9 protein-coding genes are annotated in these 12,215 nt (G+C 60.3%); 6 read left to right on the top strand and 3 right to left on the bottom strand.

Annotation, left to right across the window (positions count from 1 at the left end; genetic code table 11):
* Nucleotides 1-127: 127 nt before the first annotated feature.
* From BI292_RS10470 to BI292_RS10455, 4 genes are all read left to right on the top strand, one after another.
* Entirely contained in the window at nt 128-1,489 is a 1,362-nt protein-coding gene (locus tag BI292_RS10470) for an HD domain-containing phosphohydrolase (protein WP_101207830.1), read from the top strand.
* A gap of 137 nt (nt 1,490-1,626) precedes the next feature.
* Nucleotides 1,627-2,058 (top strand): NUDIX domain-containing protein, encoded by a 432-nt coding sequence (locus BI292_RS10465; protein WP_101207829.1) that lies wholly within the window; start codon nt 1,627-1,629, stop codon nt 2,056-2,058.
* Between the two features lie 25 nt (nt 2,059-2,083).
* Nucleotides 2,084-2,722, top strand: coding sequence for a LysE family translocator (locus BI292_RS10460; protein WP_101207828.1), 639 nt, complete (start codon nt 2,084-2,086; stop codon nt 2,720-2,722).
* A gap of 2 nt (nt 2,723-2,724) precedes the next feature.
* The gene (locus BI292_RS10455) at nt 2,725-3,258 is read left to right on the top strand and encodes a GNAT family N-acetyltransferase (protein WP_101207827.1); all 534 of its coding nucleotides are present in this window, start codon (nt 2,725-2,727) and stop codon (nt 3,256-3,258) included.
* A gap of 95 nt (nt 3,259-3,353) precedes the next feature.
* On the opposite strand, the gene metR is transcribed toward BI292_RS10455, so the two are convergent.
* Entirely contained in the window at nt 3,354-4,271 is a 918-nt protein-coding gene (metR, locus tag BI292_RS10450; RefSeq protein WP_092278575.1) for a transcriptional regulator MetR, read from the bottom strand.
* Nucleotides 4,272-4,391: 120 nt separating this feature from the next.
* On the opposite strand from metR, the gene metE reads away from it, so the two are divergent.
* Nucleotides 4,392-6,716, top strand: coding sequence for a 5-methyltetrahydropteroyltriglutamate--homocysteine S-methyltransferase (metE, locus tag BI292_RS10445; protein WP_101207826.1), 2,325 nt, complete (start codon nt 4,392-4,394; stop codon nt 6,714-6,716).
* Between the two features lie 77 nt (nt 6,717-6,793).
* On the opposite strand, the gene BI292_RS10440 is transcribed toward metE, so the two are convergent.
* Nucleotides 6,794-9,697, bottom strand: coding sequence for a hypothetical protein (locus tag BI292_RS10440; RefSeq protein WP_101207825.1), 2,904 nt, complete (start codon nt 9,695-9,697; stop codon nt 6,794-6,796).
* A gap of 34 nt (nt 9,698-9,731) precedes the next feature.
* Entirely contained in the window at nt 9,732-10,844 is a 1,113-nt protein-coding gene (locus BI292_RS10435; RefSeq protein ID WP_101207824.1) for a hypothetical protein, read from the bottom strand.
* 316 nt (nt 10,845-11,160) lie between these two features.
* Here BI292_RS10435 and BI292_RS10430 point away from each other — a divergent pair, with 316 nt between their 5' ends.
* On the top strand, nt 11,161-12,180 hold the full coding sequence (locus BI292_RS10430) for an alpha/beta fold hydrolase (protein WP_101207823.1): 1,020 nt from the start codon (nt 11,161-11,163) through the stop codon (nt 12,178-12,180).
* The last annotated feature ends 35 nt before the right edge of the window (nt 12,181-12,215 follow it).

Here is a 12,215-nt window from a genome sequence, read left to right as displayed (position 1 = left end):
GCGCGGGGCTGAATCAGTTGCCGGCTGCGGGCGAATATCATCTAGCCTGTAGGTCAGGCTCCGGCAAGAGCGGATTTTTGTCGCCGGCCTGGCTCAACGAGCCACCCGTTTCACTCGAGGTAACGCCATGGAAGAGCTACTCCCGACGACTTTGACCGATAGACCCACGGTGTTGCTGGTCGATGACGAGGAATCAATCCTCAACAGTCTGCGTCGTCTGCTGCGCGGCCAGCCCTACCAGGTGCTGTTGGCCAGCGGCGGTGCGCAAGCCCTGGAAATCATGGCGCAGCAGCGCATCGATCTGGTGATGACCGACGCGCGCATGCCGAACATGGACGGCGCGACGTTGCTGGCGCATATCCACGATCTCTACCCGAACACCACGCGCATTCTGCTGACCGGTTACGCTGATTTGCCGACGATCATCAAGGCGATCAATGACGGCCAGATTCATCGCTACATCAGTAAGCCGTGGAACGACGACGAGATGCTCCTGACCTTGCGCCAGGTCTTGCAGCATCAGCATTCCGAGCGCGAACGCCAGCGGCTGGTGCAACTCACGCGGCAGCAGAACGAACAACTGAAAACCCTCAATTCGACCCTGGAAAAACACGTCGCGGCGCGTACCGCCGAGCTGCAGCAAACCGCCGACATGCTCGATCTGGCCTACGAAGAGCTCAAACACAGCTATGTCACCGGCACCGAAGTGTTTTCGTTGCTGGCCAATCTGCGCCTGCCGCCGGCCAAGCAGACCAACCGGCAAATCATCGAACTGGTGCGCGTGTACTGCAAACTCCACGGTCTGGACGAGGGCACCAGCCGCGACCTGACCATGGCCGCCGCGCTCTATAACATCGGCAAATTGAGCTGGACCGACAGCATGATGACCACGCCGTCAGACATGCTCCATCACTTGGATCGCGACCGTTATCGCGAGTACCCCAAGCAAAGCGAATCGCTGCTGATGACCCTCGACCCGATGAAGGACGCCGCGCGGCTGATCCTGCACCATCAGGAGCGCTGGGACGGCAACGGTTTCCCGGATCGGCTCAAGGGCGAGGCGATTCCGTTGGGTGCACGGTTGCTGAAATTGGCGGTGGATTTCATCGAATTGCAGCGCGGCTTGATCCTCGAACGGCAGATGAACAGCGACGAAGCGCTGGTGTATATCCGCAACTACGCCGGGCGGCTTTACGACCCGGATCTGGTCGAGGATTTCATTCAGGTCTGCGCCGCGTACCTCAGCGACGTGACGCTGGCCGATCCGTCGGTCAAGGTCCTGACCACCCGCGACCTGGCGCCGGGCATGCTGCTGGCGCGCAATCTGAACGCCGACAACGGCATGTTGCTGCTCAATGCCGGCAAGGTGTTGAACGCGCCGCTGGTGGACAAGCTGATTGCCTTCGAAACCATGGAAGGCGCCAAGTACAGCGTCTTCGTGAAAATCCCTGAAGAAGTCGCAGCGCAACTGGAGCGGGCCGATTCCTGAATTCAGGTTGCCGAACATAGCAGCCTTTTGTAGGAGCGAGGCTTGCCCGCGAAGGCGATTTCAAAGACGCCTTCGCCGGCAAGCCTGGCTCCCACAGGGTATTCTGTCGGCCTTTCAATTCAGGCCGACCCCGACCAATGTCCACCATCCCCCGCATCCCCCGCATCATCCGCATCGCCGCCGCTCTGCTCATCGACCCCAACGGCCGCACATTGCTGGTGCGCAAACGCGGCACCGTCGCGTTCATGCAGCCGGGCGGCAAGATCGAGGCGCACGAACAACCGGTCAACGCCCTGGCCCGCGAGCTCGAAGAAGAACTCGGTTTGCGCATCGACCCGGCGCAAGCCGCCTATCTTGGCCAGTTCTCGGCGCCCGCCGTGAATGAACCGGGTTTTATCGTCGAAGCCGAACTGTTCTTGCTGACCATCGATGCCAACGTCAGCCCCGCAGCCGAAATCGAAGAAGTGCAATGGATCGACCCGATCAGCGACGGCGATCTGCCGTTGGCGCCATTGACACGCGACGTGATCCTGCCGTTTTATCGAGCCTCGTTGCAGACAACCGCCTGATCACTACAAAACCAAAGGCCGCCCAATGATCCCGCTCCAGGACTTGCTGATTTTCGCCGCCGCCGCGTTGCTCATGGTGCTGACGCCGGGGCCGAACATGATCTATCTGATCTCGCGTTCGATCTGTCAGGGACGCAAGGCTGGCATAACGTCATTGCTCGGTGTGGTCGCGGGATTTTTCGTCCATCTGTTTGCCGCTGCAGCGGGTTTGACTGCGGTGTTTCTCGCGGTGCCGATGGCGTATGAAGTGCTGAAATGGGCCGGTGCCGTGTACCTGTTGTGGCTGGCCTGGCAAGCCGTCAGACCGGGCGCGCGCTCACCGTTCGAGGCCCAGCAGTTGCCGGCGGATTCGTCGCGCAAACTGATCACCATGGGGTTTCTCACCAGCGCGCTGAACCCGAAGATCGCGGTGTTTTATCTGTCGGTGTTCCCGCAGTTCATCTCGCCGGAACACGGCTCGCTGTTCACCCAAAGCATCATCCTTGGCCTGACGCAGATCAGCGTGAGTTTCTGCGTCAATCTGTTGATCGCGATCTTCGCTGCGGGGATTGCCTCGTGGTTCGTCAACAACCCGACATGGCTGGCGGCGCAGCGTTATTTCATGGGTTTTGTCTTGGCGGCGCTGGCGGTGCGGCTGATGCTTGAACAACGCAAGGCGGCCTGAGCATGTGGATCGAACGCCTGAATGCCAGCCATGCTTTGGATTATCGGGCACTGATGCTCGAAGCCTATGACCTGCATCCTCAGGCGTTCACCTCCAGCGTGCGCGAACGCGCGGTGATGCCGCTGAGTTGGTGGGAAGCACGCTTGACCAGCAGATTCGACGTGCTGTTTGGCGCGTTTGAAGACGGGCAGTTGGCGGGGATCGTCGGTTTGGCGTTCGAAGCTCGGGAAAAGGCTCGGCACAAGGCAACCTTGTTTGGCATGTACGTGTCGGGCCGGGTGCGCCAGCGCGGCGTGGGGTTCGAGCTGGTGCAAGCGGCGCTGGCGGAGGCGCAAAACCACGCGGGTTTGCGCGTGGTGCAGTTGACGGTGACGGCCGGCAATGACGCCGCGTTCAAGCTCTATCAACGCTGCGGCTTCATCCAGTACGGCCTCGAACCGCTAGCGGTGCGCGTCGGCGAAGACTACTTCGACAAAATCCACATGTGGCGCGAAATCCAGGCCGCCTCAACCCTCCAGACCGCCCCAACCCTGTAGGAGCGAGGCTTGCCCGCGAAGCCTTTGCCCGCCTTGAGGACGCCTTCGCGGGCAAGCCTCGCTCCCACAGGCTCAGTCGCCGCGGATCGTGCCAATCAGCGCACGGCGCTGACGCCATCCAGCGTCGAGAACGAGGTGTCTTTGGCCGTCAGCAGGAAGTCGCGCATGTACGGCGCGTCGAGCATGTCGGCGCGAATCCCTGCGTACAGCGTCGCAAACAAACCTTTCTCGCCCAGTCGTTTGCCCTTCACATAACCGCGTGAGCTGTATTCATGCAGCGCCCAATGCGGCATGCCACACACGCCGCGACCGCTGGCGACAAGTTGCATCATCATCACTGTCAGTTCCGAGGTGCGCACCAGCGCCGGTTCGACGTCGGCCGGTTCGAGGAACCGCGTGAAGATGTCCAGGCGATCGCGCTCGACCGGGTAAGTAATCAGGGTTTCGCTGCGCAAATCTTCCGGGACGATGTACGCCTTGTTCGCCAAACGGTGCTGGTTGGCCACCGCGACCATCGCTTCATACGTGAACAACGGCACATAGGTGATGCCCGCCAGTTCCAGCGGATCGGACGTCACCACCAAGTCCAGATCTCCGCGGGCCAGCGCCGGCAGCGGCGCGAAGGAAAACCCCGAAGCGAGGTCGAGTTCGACTTCCGGCCAGGCATCGCGGAACTGGTCGATGGTCGGCATCAGCCACTGAAAACAACTGTGACACTCGATGGCCATGTGCAGACGCCCAGCTGTGCCGCCGGCAAGTCGGGCGATATCGCGCTCGGCGCCACGCAGCAGCGGCAGGGTCGCGTCGGCCAGTTGCAGCAAACGCAAACCGGCGCTGGTGAACCGCACCGGTTTGGTCTTGCGCACGAACAACGGCATGCCCATGCGTTCTTCCAGCTCCTTGAACTGGTGGGACAACGCGGACTGCGTCAGGTGCAGGCGGTCGGCGGCATCGACGAGGCTGTCGGCCTCGCGCAAGGCATGCAGGGTCTTCAGGTGACGGATTTCAAGCACCGGGGGGCTCCATGAGGAAAACTTGTGATCAACACGAAAAGGTTGAGTTTGTCTCATGTTGGCTTGCCTGTCGACAATAGGGCCATGTTTTACAACATCATTTGAAGGGAGAAACTCACCATGGCTCTGGCTCACACACTTGGTTTTCCACGCATCGGCGCTGATCGCGAACTGAAAAAAGCCCTCGAATCCTACTGGAAGGGCGATCTCGATCAGGACGCGCTGAAGAGCGTTGGCCGCCAATTGCGCGCCACCCATTGGCAATTGCAGAAAGACGCCGGGATTGATTTGCTGCCGGTCGGCGATTTCGCCTGGTACGACCAGGTGCTCAGCCATTCGCTGGCGTTCGGCGTGGTGCCGCAGCGTTTCGACAGCTCCCTCGATGACAACCGTCAGCCAACCCTCGACACGCTGTTTGCGATGGCGCGCGGCGCGACCACTTCGTGCTGCGGCGGTGAACACAACCAAGCGCAATACGCTCAGGAATTGACCAAGTGGTTCGACACCAACTACCACTACCTGGTCCCGGAATTCAGCGTTGATCAGCAATTCAAACTGAGCTGGCAACAGCTGTTTGATGAAGTCGAAGAAGCCAAGGCGCTGGGCCACAACGTCAAACCGGTGATCATCGGCCCGCTGACTTACCTGTGGCTGGGCAAGGTCAAATCCAGCGGCGATGGCCACGACTTCGACAAACTTGAACTGCTCGAACGCCTGCTGCCGGTCTACAACGAAATCCTCGGTCGTCTCGCCGAACAAGGCGTGGAATGGGTGCAGATCGACGAACCGATCCTGACCCTCGACCTGCCGCAAGCGTGGAAAAGTGCCTTCGAACGCGCTTATCACATCCTCCAGTATTCGCCGCTGAAAAAACTCGTTGCGACCTACTTCAGCGGCCTCGAAGACAATCTCGGCCTCGCCGTCAGCCTGCCGGTGCAAGGTCTGCACATCGACGCGGTGCGCGCGCCGGACCAACTCGGGCAAGTGCTGGATCGCCTGCCGACCTACAAGATTCTCTCGGTGGGCCTGGTCAACGGTCGCAACGTCTGGCGTTGCGAATTGGAGCATGTGCTGGCGCAACTGCAACCGGCGCAAGAGCGTTTTGGCGATAACTTGTGGGTCAGCAGTTCCTGCTCGTTGCTGCACAGCCCGGTGGACCTGGAGCGTGAAGACAAGCTCGACCCGGAGCTGAAATCCTGGCTGGCGTTCGCCGTGCAGAAGTGCGGAGAAATCGCCGTGCTGCGCGATGCCCTCAATGATCCGCAAGCGCCGAAAGTGCAAGCTGCGTTGGCCGAAAGTCGCGCGATCGAGGTCAGCCGCGCGCAATCGCCGCGCATTCATAAAGCTGAAGTGCAGACGCGACTTACTGCGATTGGCGCCAAGGACAGTCAGCGTGTCTCACCGTTTGCCCAACGCATCGAGCAACAACGTGCACGCCTGAAACTGCCAGCGTTTGCGACCACCACGATTGGCTCGTTCCCGCAAACCGGTTCGATCCGTTTGGCGCGTCAAGCGTTCAAGCAAGGCAAGCTGTCGGCCAACGATTACACCGACGCCATGCACAGCGAAATCCGCCACGCCGTGCAAATCCAGGAACGCCTGGGGCTGGACGTGCTGGTGCACGGTGAGGCCGAGCGCAACGACATGGTCGAGTACTTCGCCGAGCAACTCGACGGCTACCTGTTCACGCGTTTCGGTTGGGTGCAGAGCTATGGTTCGCGCTGTGTGAAACCGGCAATCATCTACGGCGACCTGAGCCGCCCGAAGGCGATGACGGTCGACTGGATCAGCTATGCGCAGAGCCTGACCGACAAGGTTATGAAGGGCATGCTGACCGGGCCGGTGACCATGCTGATGTGGTCGTTCCCGCGCGAAGACGTTTCGCGCAAAGTCCAGGCGCAACAGTTGGCGCTGGCCCTGCGTGACGAAGTGGTCGACCTCGAAACCGCCGGAATCAAAATCGTGCAGATCGATGAAGCGGCGTTTCGCGAAGGCTTGCCGCTGCGCCGGGCGCAATGGCAGCAATACCTTGATTGGGCGGTGCAAGCCTTCCGCCTCACGGCATCCGGTGTGCGCGACGAAACGCAGATCCACACGCACATGTGCTACAGCGAATTCAATGACGTGATCGAAGCCATCGCGGCCATGGACGCCGACGTGATCACCATCGAAACCTCGCGATCGGACATGGAATTGCTCGAGGCTTTCAACGCGTTCGATTACCCCAACGACATCGGCCCGGGCGTCTACGACATTCACTCGCCACGGGTGCCGGACACGGCTGAGATGGTCAAGTTGATGAGCAAAGCGGTGCAGCGCATTCCTGCCGAGCGTTTGTGGGTCAACCCCGATTGCGGTTTGAAGACGCGGGCGTGGCCAGAAACTGAAGCGGCGTTGGTGAACATGGTGGCGGCGGCGCGGCAGTTGCGCAGTCAGTTGGCGTAGGTCCTCGTCCTGCAGCCACTTATTGGCGGCCAGACAAAACCCGCCGACCGGTTAAAGGGTCGGCGGGTTTTTACTGCTTAACTCACTTTGGTGATATCGACCCAGGCCATGTCGTAATCATTGCCTTGGCCACTGGGCTGGGCGTTGTCGAGGTATAGCGTGACTTCAGGAACGTTCGGCACGAAATATAAATCCAGAATAATAAAGTTGAAGGCGCTGATCGTCTGATAAGCCGTCGCGGCGCCGGTACTGGTGCGCACACGAAGTACCGGATAGTCGAAGCGACCGTCTTGTCGGGCGACGGCAAACTGGTAGCGGTAAGTGGCCCCCGGTTGCAGGTTGCTGAAGGATTTATAGAGCACCACCCCGTGTGAATTCATCGTGTAGGTGTAGTTGTTCAGTGCGTAATAGTTCCTCCCGGCACCGACGTAAAATGAAAAGTCGTTAGCGCCTCCCGCGCCGCCCCAGACCCAGCCTTGCAGGTGCCGGTGATTAAAGTTTGCGGTGTCTTTCAGCAGGCCTTGCTGGACAGCGAAAGCGCGTGGCAGCGATTGTTTGGAACCATCGATCGTTCGGGCGGTGATGGAATGCCAGGCCACTGCGAATCCCCGCGCCGGGACTGTCCACACACCGGCGTCTGTCACCGGGAACCGCCCGAGACTGACGCCGCCATCATAAACATCGACCTGCTGTCGCGGGGTGGCCGTGCCTTGGATGAAGATGTTGCTCTGGTAGTAAGTGCCACCGTTATGGGGCACCAGGCGGCCACCGGCATTGACGACGGTGACGGACGGGGTGTCCAGTTGCTGCACGGTAAAGGCCCAGAGGGCGGAGGGTCGGTTGGTGCCGGGTGTCTGCACGGTGTAACTGTATGAGCCTGGCGCCAGGGACGTGAGCGTGTGTGACCAGGTTTTCCCGACGGTGGAGGTCAGCGTGGTGACGACCACCCCGTGGTTGCGCAGTTCCACCGGCACGCTCGCCCCGCCAGTGCCTGCCAGCGTTACCCGAGAGGAATACGTCTGGCTGTTGCGGGGGATGGCGATGCCATTGCTGTCTGTGACGGTGATGATGTCCGGGTTCGGAATCGGCGAGCCGATGGTCAATCGCAGTCGTTCCGAGACTCGTTGGGTTTTGGTAAATGGATTGGTAACGGTATAGACAAACTCGACGGTGTTGCCGCGATTGACCAGCAATTTGTCGAAGGGCACGGTCCGCGTAATGTCTGCACCGACCATTTCCGGCAGCAACTCTATAGGCGGCGACGACCAGGAATCTTTTTGATTGGCGCCGATGAAGTCGAGCCGGATGACGTGCAGAGCGCGCATGCCGAGATAGGGCTTGATGGTGACCACGGCTCCATTGGGAACTGCTTCGGGGATCAATACACCGTCTACCGCGTCGTGGACTTCCGGTCGCGGCAACACCGCTGTGATATCGCCGATTTCCAGCACCAGCGCTTCAGATCCAACGTCTTCGGTATCGGTGCGGCGCACGGTGTACTCGACCAGGACGTTGGCCCCTTCCCAATTTTCAATGTAGGCGCCGGGTATGGTGAACTCGACGTCCTTGTCCACCATGTCCTCGCCAACGATGCTGGAGGTGACGTAGAGATCTTCAGTGCCTGACACCGTTTTGATGTACCAGTAGACGAGTATCAGATCGCCGAGAATGATCGCGCCCGGCTGGCTGGTCACAATCACGTGGGCCGGGTTGGTGTCTATCGGCACGGACCCTCCCTTGGCTTCAGGCACCACCGGAGCGGCCAGTTTCAGGGGCATGCCGATCATCTTCGCGTAGGCCGTTCGCGAAAAGCGCGGGTCGGCGGGCGTGGCGCCCTGCGTCAGGCGGTAGTCGACTTTGACAAAACCCCGAGCAATCAAGTGCACCGGGTAATAATCAATGATGAATGAGTGAGAGCGGCTCGACGCTTCGGGTTTCCATTGCATATCCACCGGGACCTGACGACCACCGGCGCTGACGCCGCGCCAGCTCAGGTCGACCGTGTCGCCCGGGACAAAGCTGACCTTCGACGAAAATAAAAGCACTTCGACGTCTTCGCCCAGCAGTGCATCCAGATCAAGCTGGTGGTCACCGTCAGCCTTGTCGATGACCGGCGCTTCCAGCAGAACGAGGCTCGGGCTGAAATTTATAAAGATCGGCGGCGCAGTGGCAGCGCTGTGATTATTCACCACATCCTGCAGACGATAAGTGAGAAGCAAAGGGTTGGCGGGGGGCAGATTTGCCAGCAGGTTCTTGGGAATGGTGAACTTCACGGGCTTGCCAACCTGCGCGTCGGTGATCAGCGGCAGCCTGATTTCGAGATCGCCCCACAAGACAAACACAGTGGAGTTCTTGCGCATGTTTTCGTAGGGCGCGATGGTGATGGGCACGCCGTTGTTGTCGTCCAGATAGTCCTTGGTAACGCCGCTCTCAAGGGCGTCTCGCTCCATCTCTATAGGCGCCAGGCCCTGATGGTAAGGCTCTTTCTCATCCGGGTCCGGTCCGCCGGGACGGGTGGTTTTGATCAGTACCTTGAGTGGTGGCGAGCGTTCGTAGTCGCCCCCGACATTGCTGACTCGGCGTACGCCGACAACCAGTTCGCACACACCATCGCGCAGATCATTCTGTGAGATGACCGGGAACAGCCGTTGATTCACCTGGGTGGCACTGACGGTGTCGCTCGCCAGGGTGATGGGATTGTCTGGCGCGTAGATTGCTTCAACTTTCCAGACATCGCCTTGCGCCATGCTGGTCCATGGGTCGATCACTGTTGCCAGCCCAGTGGGCTGGTTTGTCTCGTCCAGGAACGCGAGGCCGTTGAGACCGAACCCGGTCTCCTCATCCGCCGGCAGATTACTGATCAAGTTGGGTATCAGCAGCGGGGTAATGCTCTGGATGCTGGAATCCCCGGTATCTGGCAGCGGCCCAAGCAAGTCGATTTGCCGCGCTTTGACGAGGGATTCAGGGGTGAGAATGCTCATGGCGAATAACCTTTGAAGAGCTTGGCAATGGGAGTCAGTCGATTCGGCGGGTGTTGCCGACGATGAAGACCTGGACGTATCTGGAGGATCGGCGCTCGCCGCTGGCGGTAATGTGCGTATACGCCACGTGGGCAAAACCACCGGCCAGGCGCTGGACCACCGCGTTCGACACTTCGAAGGTCAACGCTGATTGGGCGGCGACGGTCCGCGACTCGGTGAATGGCTGGGGCAGGCCGGTACGGGGTTCGCCTCGCCAGTCGAGTTCCACGACATCCGTCGCGGCGAACAGCGCAGCCGGGGTGGCGATGGTGACGCTGACGGACTTGGCCCCCAGCGCCGTCATGTAGATGGCGTTGTCCTGATCGGTTTCGGACACCACCGGGGCGGGCAGGCGTTGTGCGTGATTGGCGTCCTGGATATCGACCATCAAACCGATGGAGTGGTCGGAGGCCATGTTGCCTACCTCATCGGTTATCCAGTACTGAAGCAAAGCCTGGCCACTACCGTCGGCCTCGATCATTTCCCGGGAAATCGTCAGCGCAACCGCTTGGCCGACTTCCGACCTCTGAACCCGGTGGGTGATGTGCCAGTCGACGTACTGAAACGCTACGCTGTCGTTGTGGCGCATGCCTTGCCATGGCGGCACGGTGACAATGACGTCCTGCGTGCCGTCGATGATCGATGGAGCGATGACGGGGGGCCGCAATAATCGGTGGCCCGGGTATTCCGGTTGGGGGTCGATGCCCCCGGGCAATTCGGTTTTGACCAACACCTTCAGGTGCCCCGACTCGACGCCATTGACTCGATAGAACCAGTGACTGAAACCCTCGGGAATGTCATTGGCCGGGATTCTTCTCACGAGCGGACCGCCGTCGTAATCTGCGGGCACGGTGAACCAGATGATCGGCAGGATGGGCGAGTCCGGATGGCGAATGAAAACTTCTATCTGGTCGCCGACGAAGACCTCGGTAGGCGCAATGAGGATCGCCACCCCGTTGATGTCTTCACGGGCCAGCGCTCGGTTGATCCCGACATCCGCGCCTGCGATCAAGGTGAGGGCGCCGGGTACATCAATCCTGCTTTCGCCCAGGATTGCGCCGGCGAACCGGGCCGGGCTCTCGCCTATTAATTGTGCGTCGGTACTCATGATTTGCGCTCGCGAGTGAGTGAGGAGCAATCCCGTGTCTGGGGGTTTATGAGTGGTGGATTGGAGGCCCGGACGCAGGGCATGGCTACTGTCAGAGTTGACAGGTAGTGGGTCTTTTCAGACGAGCGGTAGCTAACGGAACGTGCGGAAAACGACCCTGATCACCGCCCATTTCCAGTGGTCGGCGGCCTTTCTCGCAAACCTCAAAACGACCGTTCAGCAGGCTTCATCAAACTGTCATGCAACTGTGGCAGCGCGCTTGAACAAACTTCATCAGACTCGCGCTCTACTGGGGTTCTGCGTTTCGGTGTTTTTCATGCGTGCATTTTTATTAGTGGCGGCGCTGCTGTTCAGCCTGCCGGTTTTCGCGTCTTCGCGTTGTGATGTCGATGTTCCAACCGAACAGGTCGATCTGGGTCAGGTGAGCCTGGCGTACCAGAGCATTGGCCGTGCGTCCGACCCGGCGCTGTTGCTGGTGATGGGGCTGGGTGGGCAACTGATTCACTGGCCGGATGAGGTGGTGGTTGCGCTGTGTCAGCAGGGTTTTCGAGTGATCCGCTACGACAATCGCGACGTCGGTCTGTCGACGTGGCGGCAGGCGCCGGACAATGCCAACCTGACTTTCGAAGTGCTGCGCTACAAGCTCGGTTTGCCGGTGTCGGCCCCGTATTCGCTGACCGACATGGCCGACGACGGTTTGGCGCTGATGGACGCGTTGCACGTCGAGCAATTTCACGTGCTGGGCGTGAGCATGGGCGGGATGATCGCCCAGCACATGGCGGCAATGGCGCCGCAGCGAGTTGAAAGTCTGACCTTGATCATGACCAGCTCCGGGGCGCAAGGCTTGCCGGCACCGAACGCAGCGCTGGTGCAATTACTCGCGCGGCGCAGCGCACCGAATCGCGAGGTGGCGCTGCAGCAACAGGCCGATTTGCTCGCGGCACTGGGCAGTCCGGCGGTGACGGATGATCGGCAGCTGTTGCTCGAGCAGGCCGCTGCCTCCTATGACCGCGCGTTCAACCCCGAAGGCGTGAAACGGCAGATCATGGCGATCCTCGCGGAGCCGAGCCGGGTAGCGCTGCTCAATCAACTGCGCGTGCCGACGCTGGTGGTGCACGGCACGGCCGATCCGCTGTTGCCGGTCATGCACGGCGTACACCTGGCGGCGCATATTCGCGGCAGTCAGTTGAAGCTGATTCCGCAGATGGCCCATCGTTTTCAGGAAGCGTTCAAGGCACCTTTGCTGGCGGCGGTGTTGCCGTACTTGCAGAGTCATCGCGAAGACACCTCGCACTGGGCGCAGATTGAACCGGCCGCAACCCCGAATCTCCTGTAACCCACCAATCCTGCTTTTACCTTCGTAGGAGCAAA

This window comes from Pseudomonas sp. 43NM1, from assembly GCF_002836905.1.
Lineage (GTDB): Bacteria > Pseudomonadota > Gammaproteobacteria > Pseudomonadales > Pseudomonadaceae > Aquipseudomonas > Aquipseudomonas prosekii.
The sequence above is the reverse complement of the archived record's forward strand: the minus strand, read 5'-3'. Positions and strand labels throughout refer to the sequence as shown.